The organism is Planctomycetaceae bacterium (genome assembly GCA_021371795.1).
In the GTDB taxonomy this organism is placed as follows: domain Bacteria; phylum Planctomycetota; class Phycisphaerae; order Sedimentisphaerales; family UBA12454; genus UBA12454.
In genome coordinates, this window is record JAJFVK010000010.1 from 1 (window position 1) to 16,579 (window position 16,579).

General features: G+C 42.4%; 15 protein-coding genes. 10 read left to right on the forward strand and 5 right to left on the reverse strand.

All coding sequences use genetic code 11. The features are described 5' to 3' along the window. Positions 1-723 precede the first annotated feature (723 nt). Positions 724-1,470, forward strand: coding sequence for a PEP-CTERM sorting domain-containing protein (locus LLF92_04915; GenBank protein MCE5340452.1), 747 nt, complete (start codon positions 724-726; stop codon positions 1,468-1,470). Positions 1,471-1,511: 41 nt separating this feature from the next. Further along, entirely contained in the window at positions 1,512-2,414 is a 903-nt protein-coding gene (locus LLF92_04920) for a hypothetical protein (protein MCE5340453.1), read from the forward strand. Here LLF92_04920 and sppA read toward each other — a convergent pair. Further along, positions 2,368-3,384, reverse strand: a complete 1,017-nt coding sequence (gene sppA / locus LLF92_04925; protein MCE5340454.1) for a signal peptide peptidase SppA — start codon at positions 3,382-3,384, stop codon at positions 2,368-2,370. The two genes, LLF92_04920 and sppA, sit on opposite strands and share 47 nt — an antisense overlap. Positions 3,385-3,538: 154 nt before the next feature. Here sppA and LLF92_04930 point away from each other — a divergent pair, with 154 nt between their 5' ends. The 6 genes from LLF92_04930 to LLF92_04955 all read left to right on the forward strand — a co-directional run bounded on the left by LLF92_04930 (position 3,539) and on the right by LLF92_04955 (position 10,625). Continuing rightward, positions 3,539-4,453, forward strand: a complete 915-nt coding sequence (locus LLF92_04930; GenBank protein ID MCE5340455.1) for a magnesium transporter CorA family protein — start codon at positions 3,539-3,541, stop codon at positions 4,451-4,453. Between the two features lie 8 nt (positions 4,454-4,461). Continuing rightward, entirely contained in the window at positions 4,462-4,848 is a 387-nt protein-coding gene (locus LLF92_04935) for a zf-TFIIB domain-containing protein (protein ID MCE5340456.1), read from the forward strand. Between the two features lie 3 nt (positions 4,849-4,851). Next, entirely contained in the window at positions 4,852-5,898 is a 1,047-nt protein-coding gene (locus tag LLF92_04940; protein ID MCE5340457.1) for a galactose mutarotase, read from the forward strand. A 15-nt stretch (positions 5,899-5,913) separates the two neighbouring features. Beyond that, on the forward strand, positions 5,914-6,471 hold the full coding sequence (locus LLF92_04945) for a LemA family protein (protein ID MCE5340458.1): 558 nt from the start codon (positions 5,914-5,916) through the stop codon (positions 6,469-6,471). Between the two features lie 161 nt (positions 6,472-6,632). Further along, positions 6,633-7,835 (forward strand): M48 family metallopeptidase, encoded by a 1,203-nt coding sequence (locus LLF92_04950; GenBank protein ID MCE5340459.1) that lies wholly within the window; start codon positions 6,633-6,635, stop codon positions 7,833-7,835. Positions 7,836-8,114: 279 nt separating this feature from the next. Beyond that, positions 8,115-10,625, forward strand: a complete 2,511-nt coding sequence (locus LLF92_04955) for a hypothetical protein (protein ID MCE5340460.1) — start codon at positions 8,115-8,117, stop codon at positions 10,623-10,625. Positions 10,626-11,334: 709 nt separating this feature from the next. Here LLF92_04955 and LLF92_04960 read toward each other — a convergent pair. Continuing rightward, complete coding sequence (locus tag LLF92_04960) at positions 11,335-11,976, reverse strand: hypothetical protein (GenBank protein MCE5340461.1); 642 nt, start codon at positions 11,974-11,976, stop codon at positions 11,335-11,337. A 48-nt stretch (positions 11,977-12,024) separates the two neighbouring features. Beyond that, entirely contained in the window at positions 12,025-12,858 is an 834-nt protein-coding gene (locus LLF92_04965; GenBank protein ID MCE5340462.1) for a TIGR02757 family protein, read from the reverse strand. A 91-nt stretch (positions 12,859-12,949) separates the two neighbouring features. On the opposite strand from LLF92_04965, the gene LLF92_04970 reads away from it, so the two are divergent. Both LLF92_04970 and LLF92_04975 read left to right on the forward strand, forming a co-directional pair. Beyond that, positions 12,950-13,735 carry an amidohydrolase family protein gene (locus LLF92_04970; protein MCE5340463.1) on the forward strand — a complete coding sequence of 262 codons (786 nt, stop codon included), beginning with the start codon at positions 12,950-12,952 and terminating at the stop codon, positions 13,733-13,735. Between the two features lie 10 nt (positions 13,736-13,745). After that, a complete protein-coding gene (locus LLF92_04975) occupies positions 13,746-15,308 on the forward strand; it encodes a sodium-dependent transporter (protein MCE5340464.1) in 1,563 nt (520 codons plus the stop codon). Between the two features lie 161 nt (positions 15,309-15,469). On the opposite strand, the gene LLF92_04980 is transcribed toward LLF92_04975, so the two are convergent. Both LLF92_04980 and LLF92_04985 read right to left on the reverse strand, forming a co-directional pair. After that, entirely contained in the window at positions 15,470-15,742 is a 273-nt protein-coding gene (locus LLF92_04980) for a nucleotide pyrophosphohydrolase (protein MCE5340465.1), read from the reverse strand. 19 nt (positions 15,743-15,761) lie between these two features. Next, positions 15,762-16,160, reverse strand: coding sequence for an Rrf2 family transcriptional regulator (locus LLF92_04985; protein MCE5340466.1), 399 nt, complete (start codon positions 16,158-16,160; stop codon positions 15,762-15,764). Positions 16,161-16,579: the final 419 nt, after the last annotated feature.

The window sequence follows — 16,579 nt, forward strand, 5'->3', positions numbered from 1 at the left end:
AGATATTTTATAATCGTCGGCGTCGTCATGCTTCGCTTGGGTATGTCAGCCCAGCGGAATATGAGGAAATAAGCGAAAAAGAACGGAAACAGGTAGCATAAATTCAATCACCGAGTGTCCGTCATTCGTTTAGCACCTCACTGCGCGAAATTTGCGAATTTTCAAAAATTTTGATTTTTGAGAAGGATTTTGAGTGTTTTTTTGCGTTTTGCCGAATACGTGCGCATTTTAAACAGTGTTTTTAATAAAAAACTGAAAAATGACAAAAAACGATAATCTGATATTTGGCAAACAGTTAGAAGAAAAACTGCTTAAAACGTGCGCATTCTCATTTTACACAAAACCTGCTGTAAGTTCTTTATTTAGAGGTTTTATATCTGCCGAAAGTTGCGCAGTGTCAACGTTGGCGGCCGGTGGATGTGCGTGAACATTTCGCCTTTGGGCCAGTCCCTTTTTTGAGCAATCTTTGACGTATTTAATGATACATATTTTCGGACGCGAAAAAAAAATAAAAAATATATCATATAAAATCGTCTGATTTTTTTCATCATTCACGCCTTTACCGGACTTTGGTGTTTTTATCGTCTCCTGCTTTATCACGGGTCAAAATAGTTCGTAATATTTTAATAGTACAAACACTGTTTCGTAAGTGTAGGCGAATTGGGGACTATCCCGGCGGCGGGAAGGTTCGCTGTGCACAGAGCGGAATCGGAGGCTTAGGAAATGAAAACAAAGATAACGGTGATTTTAACAGCTTTGCTCATTATGAGCGCACAATGTTCGGCAACAGAAATTGTCGGTACAGTTACGGCCGGCTACACAGGTCTTGGCGCATCTGATACTATGACTATCTGGGGCGGCGGATTTAGCAATTACAGCACGCCGACAGGCGCAATTCTTCTCAACAAAACAGCAGGCACCGGCGATGGCCAATATATAGATAACGGCACGGTCGGCGTTTTCTGCATAGACCTGTTTGAAACTGTTAAAAGCGGTTCGCTGGCATATAACGTTATAATGACAGAAGACGGGCCGGTGACATCGGCTTCTTATCTTAGCGGCGGAATGGGTGAAGTTAAAGCCGCTTATATAGCCGAGTTGTGGACGAAACATTATGACACGGCCTGGACATCGGGCAGTTATACAACTGGGCAAAAAGCCGCAGCAGAGGCTTTTCAGGCGGCTATTTGGGAAATAGTATATGAAGATTTACCTTCTTCGCCGGTGTACTGGGATGTAGCAGTTGACAGCACCCTCGGAGACGGAGGCTTTAAGGCGACAAATCTTAATTCGACGCTCGCAAATAGCTGGCTGCATTCTCTTAATGGAACAGGCTCGGCAGTTGAACTAAGAGCGTTGACCTATAACGGTTCTCAAGATTTCATCACCGCGTTCAACATACCTGAACCTGCAACTGTGGCGTTAGTGTCTATGGGATTACTGTTTCTTGTGGGAAGAAAAAGAAACTAAATATCGTCGCAGCGACGAGGGAATAAATTTGGGAGTTCAAAATGTTTGGGATTAAACAAAGTCTAACTGTATGTATTATAATCTGCGGCATCGTGTTGACGGCCAATGCGTGTACGGTAACGATGGAAGAGCTTGCAATATGGTCTGGCGGAAGCATCGGCACCGGCAGCGGTGTCGCAATCACAGGGCCAATCGCTTCGGCGAAGGGCATTAATCTCAACACGAGTTCAAGCGTCAACTCTGTTTACACGGCCGGCAGTATATGGCTCGGCAGCAAAGTAACCGTCAGCGGCGAAGCAATTGCCAACAAAGGCATTGATAAATCTAAAACTGCCGTCATAACCGGATATTCAAACGGCAATGCCGGTTTTGAACTTCCAAAATTAGATTATCTGACACAAAACACAATCGGAACAACTTCTGTTTATGTTCCGTGGAAGGGCAGTACGATTCTCAAGCCGGGCGATTACTCGAGCTGGAGTTTGAGCAGTAATACGACAACTAATCTGTCGGCAGGCAGCTATAATTTGAGTAGTTTTTGGGTAGGCTCCGGCAGCGTTGTTAATGTCGATACCTCCGCGGGCGATGTAGTGCTTAATGTTGCCGGCGAATTCAGCGTCAGCAGCGGCGTAACGTTTGTTTCGTCCGGTTCGGGCACTTTGCGAGTTAACGTTTTTAAATCCGATGCGTGGTTCGACAGCAAATCCAAGCTGACGGGCATTGTCAGTGTGTACGGCGGGGGATTGACCACCGGTTCGTCTGTCGGCCTTATCGGCAGCGTTTACGCGACCGGCAACGTCTATCTGGGCAGCGACAGCACTGTTACATATTCAGCTTTCAGCATACCTGAACCGACATCGCTGGTGATATTCGCCACGATGAGTATGTTCCTTGTCGTTAGAAACCAACGCCGGGGTGCCAAAGGTACATCAACTGCGGCGTAGTAAGTTCGTAAAGTGTACTGCGGTTGAATTTGTGCAGCATTGAATTCGCTCCGAAAATGCTCTCGAACGAGAAGGGCTTTTCGTACTCTACGACTTTAGCCTTGTCGAGATTTGCCAGCGATTTGGCAAGCTCTATGGCGTCGGGCAGATAGCCTATCTGGTCGATTAATTTATTGTCCAGCGCTTCGGTCGCGTTGTAGATACTTCCATCGGCAAGTGCTCTTACCTGCTCGGCGGTCAATTCATTCTTTCGCGATTCGGCGACTATACTTACAAACCTTTCATAAGTCGGCATAATCAATTTGCAATTGAGATACTCCAACTGCTCATCCGTTACCGGCTCAAAACTGGTCGGCCAGTCTTTGTGCGGGCCGGACTTGACGACGACCGGCTTGATTCCCAGTTTCATTTCCAGCAGTTCCTGCAAAACGAAATGTCCCATTATGACACCGATTGAGCCTGTAATAGCGGTAGGCTCGGCGATGATTTTATCGCACGCAGCGGAGGCATAGTACCCGCCTGACGCGGCGAGGGTGTCCATAAACGCGACGACCGGATTGCCGGTTTCCTTCCTATAGCAGTTAATCTGATAATACAGTCTGTCGCTTGCGCTGACCGCGCCGCCGGGGCTGACGATGTGGAAGATTACTGCTTTGACCTTGCTGTCTTCTTTGGCGGTGTCAATCTGCTCTGCTATTTCCTTTGCCATTTCGTTCTGGATTATGCCTTCAATGTTGATAATGACGATTTTTGAGCAAGCAGGGCCTGATTGGATTACGTTTTCCTTGTAAACTCCCTTTTTTGATGTGCCTGCCAGTGAAATTGAGCCGACAACGATGAGCGAGACAAACAAAACAATGTTGGCCAAAATCGAGAATGCAAGAATGATTCCGAAAAATATTTTCCAGCCTATCGATTTTTTGGGCACAGACGGCGGCGAGTTCAGATATGTATTTCCATTGATATCCATTATTATATCCTTTCAGTACCAAATTGTCCCTATTTTAAGTGTTTAGCGCCTGTTGTCAAAACAATATCAAATGGCAAATTGTGATATTTTTCTCTTTGCCGACAAAGGCGATAGTGTTAGAATTGCCAAGTTAATAAAAACCGGAGTTCAGAGTATGCTTAGAACATTACAGATAGTTGACAACAAACTGGTCGAAAGCAGCGACAGTAATTCGCAGATTTGTGTCTATGTGGCGCCGGATGACGCGGAACGGAAATATCTTGTCGAAACGCTGAAGATTGACGAGCATACGCTTAGTTCATCTCTTGACCCTGACGAGCCAAGCCGATTGGAGTTCGAGCCTGAACATATAGCGATGATTTTCAAGCGTCCCAAACACTATGCACCGCACGATGAGTTTTTGTTTAAGATACTTTCTGTCGGTGTGTTTATTTTTAACGATAAAATTATCATCGTTCTTGCTGACGATATTCCGCTGTTTGACGGCAAGGTATTTAATAAAGTAACTTCGCTGCCGGAGATTTCGCTGAAGTTAATCTTCAGGGCAATTCTGCACTTCGTCGAGCATCTTCGCGGCATCAACAGAATTTCCAACGAACTTGAGCAGCAGGTAAACGTATCAATGGAAAACAAATATCTGCTGAATATGTTTACGCTGGAGAAAAGTCTTGTTTACTATCTCAACGCGATTCACTCCAATTCCGTTCTTATCAGTAAACTGAAAACATACAGTCCTAAAATCGGATTCACACAGGATAATATGGAATTCCTCGACGATATTTCAATTGAAAATAATCAAAGTCTTGCGCAGACGGAAATATTCTCGCAGGTTCTTTCGAGTATGATGGACGCAAGGGCTTCTATTATCAGTAACAACCTTAATATTCGTATTAAAGCGCTGACGATTCTGACTATCGCGATTATGCTGCCGACGTTTGTTGTGAGTTTGTTTTCAATGAATGTTCGGATACCACTTTCAGAACATCATTACGCATTTTGGATAATAGCTTTTCTGGCGTTTCTGTCCTCGGCGGTGCTGGCTATGTTTTGGTGGCGGAAAAAATGGTAGGAGAATAAATGGATTGTCCTGTCTGTAAAAATCCGATGATTGTGCTTGAACTCGACCGCGTTGAAATCGACCACTGCGTCCAATGCGGCGGCATCTGGTTAGACAGCGGGGAACTTGAGCAGTTGTTTGAGGATGAAAAACAGGCCGAATCGCTAATCAATTCCTTCAAGACAAGAGAGGGCGTTAAGGAAAATCTGCGGCCTTGTCCGATTTGCGGCAAAAATATGGAAAAAGCCGCCGCGTCGAGTTCTATTATTATCGACCGATGCACCAAACATCATGGGATTTGGTTCGACAATAATGAATTAAAAACTATCCTGACGAATAACTTCTTCGGGCAGGAAAACAAAGTTATGCAATTACTTTCAGGAATGTTTTCAAAAAGAAAGGGATAATAAATGACAGTTGAAAAAGGAATTTTCGGCAATATCGATAAAAACAAATCTGTCGAATATTTTGTTCTGAAAAATAAGTCCGGAATGGAAGCGAAAGTGATTACGCTGGGCGCAACGCTTGTTTCGCTGACGGCGGCGGATAAAAACGGTAAATTCGCGGATGTCGTTCTTGGCTATGACGATGCGGCAAGCTATATGGATAATTCCTGCTACTTCGGTTGTACGGTCGGCAGAATCGCCAACAGAATTAAAGACGCCAAATTCAAACTTGACGGCAGAGAATATAAACTTACGGTAAACAGCGGCAAAAACCAACTGCATGGCGGAATCGTCGGCTTCGGCAGGGTCTTATGGAAAGCCGAGCCGTTCGCCGAAGGTAACGGCGGACAGGGCGTTTTGTTCAAATACTCAAGTCCGGACGGCGAAGAAGGGTATCCGGGCAATCTCGACGTTAAAGTAACTTATACGCTGACTGACGATAACGAACTAAAAATAGAATACGTTGCTGTTACAGATAAAACGACCGTTGTAAATCTTACGAATCATTCCTATTTCAATCTGGCAGGGCATAACAGCGGGCGTGATATCCTTTCACATCAATTGCAGATTAATTCCGATACTATTACCGAATCAGACAGCGATTTAATCGCTACCGGCAAACTGGCGAAGGTCGAAAATACCGCTTACGACTTCAGAAAGCCAAAAGCTCTCGGTGCTGATATCAAAAAATTAGATAACGGTTACGATATTAATTATGTTCTAATCAAAAAATCGCTTGCGGAACTTTCTTTCACGGCGAAAGCTGTCGAGCCAAACAGCGGCAGAGTTATGGAAATTTATACGACAGAGCCTGGTGTTCAGTTGTATACCGGAAATTTCCTTGATGGAATCAAAGGCAAAGGCGGTGCTGTTTATAATAAGCAAACGGCGTTCTGTCTTGAGACGCAGCATTATGCGGATTCGCCGAACAAGCCGGAATTTCCATCGGTTGTTCTTCGGCCGGGCGAAACTTACAGACACTTAACGGTTCATAAATTTTCTGTTCAATAAACGAAAGGGGTATTTATGGGAATTGGAGTTTTAATATTAATTGCGGTTGTCGTTGTGGTGATATTCTTTGTCATCGGAGCGTATAACAGTCTCGTTCAGCTTCGCAACAGAGTTGCTAACGCTTGGGCGCAAATCGATGTTCAGCTCAAACGCAGGCACGACCTGATTCCGAATCTTGTCGAAACCGCCAAAGGCTATATGCAGCACGAACGCGGAACTCTCGAAGCTGTAACTAACGCACGCAGCCAGGCGATGGGAGCCAAAAGCGTAGGCGATATGGCCAAAGCCGAAGGTGTGCTCGGACAGGCTTTGAGCAAGTTCCTGCTGACGGTCGAAGCGTATCCGGATTTGAAGGCAAATCAGAATTTTCTCGCTTTGCAGGAAGAACTTTCCAGCACTGAAAACAAAATCGCTTTCTCCCGGCAGGCTTATAACGACCAGGTTCTGTTCTATAATAATAAGATTCAGATGTTCCCATCCAATATTATCGCGGGAATGTTTAATTTTGCTCAAAAAGAATTTTTCCAAATTGAAAATCCGGAAGAAAAAGCAGTACCAAAAGTCAGTTTCTAATTTTTAATTCTTAATGCTTTAATGGAACTCCTAATAATTCTGGAAATTGAGATTGCTTCGTCGTTCTGCTTCGCCAAAGCTATGCAGAACTTCTCGCAATGACATTGTTAAAGATTGTTTTAATATTACTTTTTACTTTTAACTTATCACTTTAAACTTTTATGTGGGAACAGATACAGGCAAATAAAAGAAATTCGCTGCTGCTGATAGTTTTGATGGCAGTTGTGCTCGGCGGTCTTGGCTGGCTAATTGGTATGTCGGTTTCGCCTGCGCCTTATTCTGGCGCGTTCGGGCTTGGCATCGCTCTTTGCGTTTGGATGATTCTGGCGATGGTCAGCTTCTCCAGCGGCGACGCGATATTTCTGGCCGCCAGCAAAGCAGTGCCGGTAACAAAAGACGTGCATCCGCAGCTATTCAACGTTGTCGAAGAAATGGCAATCTCCGCACAGCTTCCTATGCCGAAGGTTTACATCATTAACGACCCCGCTCCGAATGCCTTTGCAACAGGCCGAAATCCGCAAAACGCATCGCTGGCTGTTACGGCAGGTTTACTCGGCAGGCTCAATCGCGACGAATTGCAGGGCGTCGTCGGGCACGAAATGAGTCATATTCTCAATCGCGATATTCTTTTCGTGACTGTCGCGGGCGTTATGCTCGGTGCGATAACGATAATTTCCGAAGTTTTTCTGCGAAGTATGTTTTACAGTTCGCTGGGCTCCAGCAGATACTCATCTCGCGGCAGAGGCAAAGGCGACGGCGGGCAGGCGATAATGATGATTATCGCGTTGGTCGCAGCAATTCTTGCTCCGATTATGGCGACGCTTTTATATTTTGCTCTTTCACGAAGACGTGAATATTTGGCAGATGCGAGTGCGGCAAGATTGACACGCTATCCGGAAGGGCTTGCAAGTGCTCTTGAGAAAATTTCGCAAAATACCGTTCCGCTTGCTTCTGCCAATAAAGTAACCGCTCCGATGTATATCGTAAATCCTTTGCAGCAGGCGGGTATGAAACTTTCAGATTTGACCAGTACGCATCCGCCGATTTCAGAGCGTGTAAAAATTTTGCGGGGAATGTCGGGCGCATCTTTTGCGGATTATTCAGACGCATTTAAAAAAACAACGAGACATTCGACTCCTATACCGTCGTCGTCTTTGAAGCAGGAAACTGTTGAGATTCGGCCGGCATCAGAGCAGGGGCCGGTATCGGCCAAAGGGCAGCACAGGAATATTGGCGATATAATGTTCAAGACTTCTGGATTTAAGTTCGTAAATTGCAACTGCGGATTAAGAATGAAAATTCCGCCGAATTTCAAAGCTGACACTGTGCAGTGTCCAAGATGCGGAACGACACATACGATTTAAAATTTAAGGATACCTCTAATAATTCGTAAATCAGAGCCATGAGCGTTGAAGCGAAGCGTAAGCCCTCGTAGGGGGGGGATCCATAAGCGAAGTGGGGGGAGCGATTGGGTAGTAGTCGTTGCGTCATTGATAAGTACATCATTTAGGACAACGCGGTAATCTCAACACTATGCTTCCAATATCACTTCACCATAAAAAAAGTTTTTTATACTTGTATTTATACAATTTATTAATATACTGTACTTGCCTTTTCAATACAATTTTGTGCGATGTATTTAGATGTGTGAAATCCAAAAAAAAATAGAATCTTTTTTAGAATTGCAAAAATCAAAAAAGCCTTTTCATTCCGAAAATTGGACTGAGGCAGATACTAGATCGAAATTTATAGATACTCTTCTGATAAATTGTTTAGGGTGGTCAGAAGATAGTATTCGAAGAGAAGTTTCATCAAATGGATTGAGATTAGATTATCTTCTTTCTACAACTCGACCTGTAATTGTCGTTGAGGCAAAAAAGGCGGGAATTGAGTTTCCTATATTCCAAAATAAAAAAATACAAACTGTTAAATTAGATTCATATCAAAAAACAAATCCATCTCTAAAAGAACATATAAAACAAGTGGCACAGTATTGTTGGGACAGATCTGCTCCAATTGCGGTTCTTACTAATGGTAAAACTTATATATTTTTTGTGGCAGTTAGAGGCGACGGAGTTCCATGGAACGAAGGTAAACTGATAATTATTCCCAATATTTTTGATGAAAGCACTGATTTTGCGGATTTATACAATTTGTTATCAAAAGAAATTATTCTAACCGGTGGGTTATTATCACGTTTGCTTGTAGATGAAATTGCAATACGTCCCAAAAGTGTTTTAAGCACATATAATGACCCAAACATGACAATCCCAAGAAATCAATTGGGCTTGGCGTTAGAACCTCTATTGCTTCAGGTGTTTTCTGATGTAACAAAAGAAGATTCACCAGATGTTTTACAAAATTGCTACGTGTTACCAGGTGAAACACATCTTTATAAAGAGGAATTCGAAGCACTGCTTATAGATAGACCGCCTAAATTTCCCGATACGGTGTTATCGCTTTGTTCTAAAAACAATTATGAAAAATTTCATGAATGTTTAAAAGATTATTTTTCCAGAAAAGACTGGGAACGAACGATATTTGTAATCGGCGGAGTTGGGGTTGGTAAAACAATGTTTTTAAGGAGATTTTTTGATTCACACATTAACAAAGACAATGTTTCTTCAAAAACAATAGCGTTCTATATCGATTTTAGGAAACCTGGGCTTGATCCTCAAAAAATAGAAAATTTTATCTATGAAAAATTATTTGATGCCATTATCGAACTAGATCAAAAACCAGTATCAGACGAAAATATTAAATTTGATTTTTCTTCTTATAATGGACTCCAACAGGTATTCTGGCCACAGATGAAATGGTTTTTAGGAGGCCCCGAAGGCCAATTGAAAGATATTGACCACAAGGAATATGAAAAAGCAAAGATAAATTTTCTGTCATCTCTCAGGGATAATAAAAAATTATTCGTAAAAGGCGCGTTCAGGGTTTTAAGAGAGAAGTACCATCAATATACTTGTGTTATCTTAGACAACGCAGACCAATGCAATGCTGATTATCAAAAAGCAATTTACCTTTATTCTAGGACGTTAGAGTCCTATTTAAAGTGTTTGATTATTGTTGCATTAAGAGAGGAGTGGTATTGGCATTTTGGACAAGTTGGTGGCCCTCTATCGGCATATCATGACACAGTCTACCATATTCCCGCCCCACGAGTCAGAAATGTTTTAGAAAAAAGGATTGATTATGCATTAGAATTGTTAGGGAAATATCACATACCCAAAGCTTATGCTATTTTAGGTGAAAATTTAGAGTTAGAAGCCAAACACCTTATTAAATATCTCAGAATATTTAAAAGTGCTTTTATAAATAACGATGACATAACTATTTTTTATGAATGTTTGAGCAATGGGAATGTTAGGCGAGGATTAGATGCCTTTTTGAATTTCTTACGTTCAGGGCATACACATGTCGATGAATATTTGAAAGCTATAGTATCTGATGGTACATACGTTTTAAAATTTCATCAAGTATTTAAATCTATTAGCAGAGAAAGATACTTTTATTATTCTTCTAATCGTAGTATCATTCCAAATGTTTTCAGCCCAATAGATGGTGTTGATGGTTTGCAGTTGTCTTATTTTGTAAAAATTTATCTATTAAATTGTCTTGCTCAAGAATCTACGACCGATTCCCCACAGGGGCGCGGGTATGTGCCTATGACCCAAATAGATTATATCCTTGATAAATTAGGATTAACTCAAGATAATAGTAAGAAATTAATTACTAATCTTTTTGACAAAAGTTTAGTCGAGCCGGATGCGAAATTATCTTCAGATTTTGAGAGTTGGAAATATTTAAAAATCACAGCCTTTGGTCTATATGTAATTAAAAACATGACCCATAGATTCTCGTATCTTGAGGCAATCATGCTAGATACCCCAATAAAAAACATGGAAATCTTAACAAGAATAACCGGGTTATATTTAGAAGGCGTAAAACCTTCATTACATCAAAGGCTTATATGTGTCCAAGACTTTTTGAAATATCTACAGAAAGAAGAAACTTTTGAACAAATACGGATACAACAAGCTGGACTTGCGGGCAGATTTTCTGAATATATGCCAGTGCTGTGTACTCATATAAAGAACGAGATTGATGAACTAAAAGAAGAAATAAAACAAAATCCGTTTGTCTGATAGTATTTATATTTTAATCTACTTAATATTTTTTTACCAAAACGTAAATAATCAGTTTCTTGCTCCTCAAAATTTATTAGAAAATTTAAGGTGTCCGGTACATTTTTTGTCCGCCCCTGGCGGACAAGTCTTCAACCTTCTATCCGAGTTTCCGCCAGGCATTTACCCTGTGGCTAACAAATAAATCTTCGTGATACTTCTTTTCTTTGTGGTAAAAATTCGTGTCGATTCGTGGTTTCAATTTTTAAAACAAAAATCTCTGTGGCTTGGCGGTGAACGTAAAAAATCTGCATTATCTGCGAAATCAGCGATCAAATGAGGTCTTGAATTGTAACGTCTTTCCGTAAAATGTGTTAGTGATTGTGTTTAAAAAATGCGCAAGCGGCATTTTCAGCTTTCCGTTATTTTGGTGTTTTTATTTGTTTTTAGTCAATTTTATATGCGATTGACTTTTATTTTGTTGATAACAGGCTGAAATAAAAATAGTTTTTTCACGAACTTGCGCGAAACAATCTGAACTTGCGCGGAATATGCACCAAATTCTTGCGCACAAATTACAAATCGGAGCTTTTTTAAGATTTTTGGTTTAATTTCGCGCAATTCAGACTTTTTGATAGCGTTTTTTGAGATGAAAAACGTGTCCACAATTCTGGAAAACGGCTGTAATTACGCCATAGCGAAGTCGAATTATTGCAAATATTAAATTGTATTACCTCATAACCCAATTCATTGCTTTATAAACCAGCGATGTGTTGCTGCGGAAATTCGGGTCGCCGCTGATTGAATAATCCAACTGCAAAGTCTTTCTTAAATAAATCTTTTCAGGATTGCCGTTCGGGTCTTTTTGTGTCGGATGCTCTATCACGACCGTTTCATTGCTCAAGCCTGCGATGTACAGCGAAATGTTTTTTGCCTTCACATCGAAATCAGGCCAGATAATCACGAGGTCTTTTGTGTTGTCTTCGCCCTGAAGGATTCTGTTTTCGGCAGTCTCAAGCGATGCAAGGAACGGGAATTTCTTTTTGTGTCTTGCTTTAATTTTGTCAAACACAACGTTTCTTGTATCTCTGTATGCCGGAATTATCTGGAACGTGTCGGTAACAAGCTCATTGGTCGGATAGAACGGCACATCGATGTTCGTATTGTTTGTCATCGTTAGAATCACATACCAGAACCTTTGCGGTTTTCTTTCGCCGGGGATTTTTACGGTAATCTGCTGCGGCTGATTGTAAACGACGTTCAGCGTCCACTGGTTTGCGCCGGGTACGATTGCCGGTGCAGGTGCGCAAAAGCCGGTTAATGATGTGAAAAGTATGATTGCCGCTATGCTGAAAAATAATTTATGTTTCATTTTATTGCCTTTAGATAATCAACAAAACTCTATTTTAGCCTAAATAGCCTATTTTTTCAATGCTTTTCTATGACAAAATCCGGCCAATTCGCATTTTGGACAGTAATTGTTCTGTTTGCCCGTGCAATTTTCAAGGATTCCGATTCTGCACAGTGCAAAATCGTATTTTACGGGGTCGTCAGGTGAGATTTCAGCGAATTTTCCGGTTATTTCAATCGCGGTCTTGAGATTGTACGTCTTTTTATTGTGCAGACCAACGATTTTGCTCAAACGACCCATGTGGACATCGACGGGTACGACTAATTTGGATTTATCGATTTTTTTCCACAGGCCTACGTCAACTTCATCACTTCTGACCATCCAGCGGAGGAAAAGGAATAATCTTTTGCACGTTCCGCCATTGGCAGGGTCGGAAAGCAGGAATTTTAACCCCCGGCTCTTGTCTGTGCAGTTCAATGTGCTGATGAATTTGGCCGCGGCTGGGACGATATTAACATCCGATTGGCGGTATCCGTCTAAAAACAAGCCTTCGAGGCTGCCGAAGCGATTTATGACCCTTTTCAGGTTTTCAAGAAGTATTACAATATCGTTGCTGGTATTAAACCGATATTTGAGCGGAGCGAACAGTTTTTTGTCTTTTGCGGAAAAATTTTTGATAAATTCAGCAGGACTATTGCCCATTTTCCCCAACAGATTTGTCAGGAATTTTGCAATCTGCTCGACCGCACCATACGCGAACATCGCTGCCAAAAAGCCCGCAATCTCCATATCCGATTTGCTTTTGTATCGATAGATGAACTGCAGGGGGTCGGGCGGGATAAATTGCCTGTGATTGTACTTTTCGTACAGGCCTTCGAGTAGAGTTTTAAGTTCCGGAGTCATAATTTAGATAACATATACCAAAAGGCATACCCTGAATACAAGTTTATTGTTCTTGACAGGTCGGTTTTGCCGAAATAGTATTACTCAAACTATGATAATAGATTGCCATACACATTTAAGTTGTATAAGCGGGCAGATAAGCCCTGAAGACCATTTTGCCAGTTCCGGGCAGGCTGACGGGTGTTTTGTGCTTGCCAGTCCTGAAGAATCAAACAAGGGCGCTAATAAAGTCGTCAGCGATTATATTCTGCGGCATACAGATAAAATGTATGGTTTCGCAGTCGTTAATCCTGTAACCGACGACATCAGCAAAAAATACTGGTCGGCCATGAAGAGCGAAATGGGATTCAAAGGCACGGTGCTTTATTGCAGCGGGCAGGGATTTCATCCGGCACATAGTTTGGCGATGCAGTTTTATGAAGTCGCAGAGGAATTGAAATTGCCGGTGTTCTTTCATAATGCTCCGCCATATCACGAAGATGCGGTGCTTGAATACGCTCGGCCTTCGCAGCTCGATGAAATCGCACGCAATTTTAAAGACCTTAATATTATAATCGGCTCAATGGGGCAGCCGTTTACGAGTGAAACGATGTGTATGCTCGGCAAACACGAAAATGTTTTCGGCGATTTGACAATCAATCCGCAGAAAGTCTGGGGAGTTTATAATCTGGTTCTTGCTGCCAATGAAGCGGATGTTTTGGGGAAATTAATCTTCGGCAGCGGACTGCCGTTTGGTAAGCCGCAAAGCTGCATTGAAACGCTGCTTGGATTTAATAAACTTCTTGCCGATACAAATCTTCCGACGGTGCCGCGTGAAAAGATTCGCGAAATAATCGAACGCGATGTTCTTGCACTTTTCGGCTTCGGCAGCAAATAGGACTCTTCGAATGGGCAAGGAACGCTGGTCGAGCAAACTCGGAATAATTCTTGCGGTGGCCGGCAGTGCAATCGGCCTTGGCAATTTTCTCCGCTTTCCAGTTCAGGCCGCGAACAACGGCGGCGGGGCGTTTATGATTCCATATTTCGTCGCGTTGCTGCTGGTTGGACTGCCTTTGATGTGGATTGAGTGGACTATCGGCAGGTTCGGCGGCGGTTTCGGACACAGCACTGCGCCGGGAATTTTTCACACACTCTGGAACAAAAATAAATTCATCAAATATTTCGGCGTCATCGGCATCTTTGGACCAATTATAATTTTTGTTTACTATATTTATATTGAGTCCTGGCTGCTCGGATACAGCGTTTTTGCTATTATCGGTAAATATAACTCCTGCACAAATTCGGAGGCAATGGCTTTGTTTTTGCAGGCTTATCAGGGGCTTGTAAAGAACGAACATTTTTCGAGTATTGCCCCGGCATATTTATTTTTCATTGTAACTTTCGCACTTAACGTTGGCATTATATGTCTTGGCATCAGTAAGGGCATCGAAAAAGTTTGTGAATTTGCGCTGCCGGTGCTGTTTGTTTTCGCGATTATTCTTCTTGTAAGAGTTTTGACGCTCGGTACGCCTGACGCTTCAAAGCCTGAAAATAATGTAATTAACGGGCTTGGGTTTATGTGGAATCCGGACTGGTCTGCGCTCAAAAGCGCGAAGGTCTGGGTCGCGGCGACGGGACAAATTTTTTATACGCTAAGCGTCGGCATCGGCGTGATTATAACTTACGCCAGTTATCTTAAAAAGCAGGACGATGTCGCGCTGTCGGGTTTAGGCGCTGCGGCGACAAACGAATTTGCGGAAGTTATTTTCGGCGGCAGTATCGTAATTACCGCGGCGTTCGTTTTCTTCGGCGCATCGGGTGCGAAAGAAATCGCAGCCAGCGGAGCGTTCAATCTTGGCTTTATAACGATGCCGCTTGTGTTGCAGAAAGTAGCGTTCGGAAATATCTTCGGCTTTATGTGGTTTATGCTTTTGTTTATCGCGGGTATCACTTCTTCGATTTCGCTTGCGCAGCCGGCGGTTGCGTTTCTCGAAGACGAATTTAATTTTACAAAGAAAAAGGCCAGCGGTGTTTTCGCAATCGTAACTTTTGTTTTGTGTCAGCCGGTGATTTTCTTTTTGGGCAGGGGTGTGCTCGACGAACTTGATTTCTGGAGCGTGAGCGTTTGTCTGATTGTGTTCGCGACGGTCGAGGCGATTCTTTTCGCGTGGGTGTTCGGAATGGAAAAGGCGTGGACGGAACTGCACGTCGGGTCGGATATAAGAATTCCGCGAATCTACCGTTTCATTATTAAATATGTTACGCCGATGTTTCTGCTGGGAATGCTGGGGTTCTGGTTCTGGCAGGATTGGCGAGGCATTATCTTAATGAAAAATGTTCCGGCGGAAAATAAGCCTTATATTCTGGCGACGCGAATAGGACTGCTGGTTTTCTTCATGGTGCTTGTTTATCTGGTGTTCCACTCGTGGAGCAAACGACAGAAGAATGGGATGGTGAACGATGCGAATTGATGGCTGGATATTTATGATTGCAAGCTGGCTGATTATTATCGGCTTGTTTGCGTTTACGCTGACAAAAATTCTGCGGGATAAAAACAAGGGCGCATAAAAAAACCGGCGAAAGATTCCGCCGGTTTTGTCGTTACTATCAACTATCAACCAATAACTAACAACTATTTAAAGCCTTTCGGCTGATTTATCTTATACTTCTCAAGGCAGGCCTTTTCAAGGTCAACGCCGTTGATATTCGCCAGCGTACAAAGCCATGCAACAATGTCGGCGAACTCTTCTTCCCTTTCTTTAAGCGTTGTCTTTTCGTCGGCAAGGGCAGTAGCCAACTCGCCAACCTCTTCGACAAACCACATAAAGGTCTTAGGAGTACCACGTTCACTATCTCGCTGCTGGTATCTGTCAGCTATTAGCTGTTGAAAAGCCCTGATATCCATTCGTTGCTAACAGGCAAACTTACTCGGCCAATACTTCGCCAAGTTTTGCAGCGCTGAAGATCTCTCTGACTTTTTCAGTAGCGTTTCTGCAAACCTTTTCCATCTTAAGGCTGAACGGCTCATTGTTTGTCTGCTCTGCTAATTGCAGATGACTGAACAACGGTCCATCGACAGCTTCGATGATTTCCAGCAAAGTGATGTTTTCAGCCGGTCTTGCGAGGAAGAAACCGCCGCGAGGACCTCTCTTGCTGCGAAGGACGTTTGCCCTAACCAGCTGCTGAAGAATTTTCAAAAGATATTCCAGCGGTATGTTATACTGCTTCGAAATCCTTGATGCCAATACAGCGCCTTCCTTGTAATATTGTGCAATATAACCTACTGCTACCAATGCGTAACCTGTTGACCTGCTAATCTTCATTTTTTTTGCCTCCAAAAAAAGAGATTTGTATATTTATTAACTTTATGAGACCTAAAAAGACATATTTAGGTATCTTTACTATAATACTATAATTATAGAGTGAAAGTTCAAAGTTTCCCTGGATATTTTTTAAGTCCTTATTTGACAAGTAGTTGCGAATATATGAAAAAGCCGTATAAGACTGCTGAAAACCCAATAAAACAAGGAAACCAATAAAAACGGTAAATAAACCGGCTTTCTTGTACCAAAAAAGTTTAATCCTTTCAAGAGTTTTTTTTGAAGAAATATAAATATTCTGATACCACAGGCATTTTTTAATATCGCTTTGAACGGTTTGCAAATCATTATGCCAGCTTCGCTAAGCCGCGAATCAAGACCGCAGTTATTTAAGGCCGTTTGTATAACCTCAAAATTTGGGA

Excerpts from the sequence above, each read along its gene's own strand:
- LLF92_04915 (MCE5340452.1), top strand. The coding sequence starts at position 724 with ATGAAAACAAAGATAACGGTGATTTTAACAGCTTTGCTCATTATGAGC.
- LLF92_04920 (MCE5340453.1), top strand. The coding sequence starts at position 1,512 with ATGTTTGGGATTAAACAAAGTCTAACTGTATGTATTATAATCTGCGGC.
- sppA (MCE5340454.1), bottom strand. The coding sequence starts at position 3,384 with ATGGATATCAATGGAAATACATATCTGAACTCGCCGCCGTCTGTGCCC.
- LLF92_04930 (MCE5340455.1), top strand. The coding sequence starts at position 3,539 with ATGCTTAGAACATTACAGATAGTTGACAACAAACTGGTCGAAAGCAGC.
- LLF92_04935 (MCE5340456.1), top strand. The coding sequence starts at position 4,462 with ATGGATTGTCCTGTCTGTAAAAATCCGATGATTGTGCTTGAACTCGAC.
- LLF92_04940 (MCE5340457.1), top strand. The coding sequence starts at position 4,852 with ATGACAGTTGAAAAAGGAATTTTCGGCAATATCGATAAAAACAAATCT.
- LLF92_04945 (MCE5340458.1), top strand. The coding sequence starts at position 5,914 with ATGGGAATTGGAGTTTTAATATTAATTGCGGTTGTCGTTGTGGTGATA.
- LLF92_04950 (MCE5340459.1), top strand. The coding sequence starts at position 6,633 with ATGTGGGAACAGATACAGGCAAATAAAAGAAATTCGCTGCTGCTGATA.
- LLF92_04955 (MCE5340460.1), top strand. The coding sequence starts at position 8,115 with ATGTGTGAAATCCAAAAAAAAATAGAATCTTTTTTAGAATTGCAAAAA.
- LLF92_04960 (MCE5340461.1), bottom strand. The coding sequence starts at position 11,976 with ATGAAACATAAATTATTTTTCAGCATAGCGGCAATCATACTTTTCACA.
- LLF92_04965 (MCE5340462.1), bottom strand. The coding sequence starts at position 12,858 with ATGACTCCGGAACTTAAAACTCTACTCGAAGGCCTGTACGAAAAGTAC.
- LLF92_04970 (MCE5340463.1), top strand. The coding sequence starts at position 12,950 with ATGATAATAGATTGCCATACACATTTAAGTTGTATAAGCGGGCAGATA.
- LLF92_04975 (MCE5340464.1), top strand. The coding sequence starts at position 13,746 with ATGGGCAAGGAACGCTGGTCGAGCAAACTCGGAATAATTCTTGCGGTG.
- LLF92_04980 (MCE5340465.1), bottom strand. The coding sequence starts at position 15,742 with ATGGATATCAGGGCTTTTCAACAGCTAATAGCTGACAGATACCAGCAG.
- LLF92_04985 (MCE5340466.1), bottom strand. The coding sequence starts at position 16,160 with ATGAAGATTAGCAGGTCAACAGGTTACGCATTGGTAGCAGTAGGTTAT.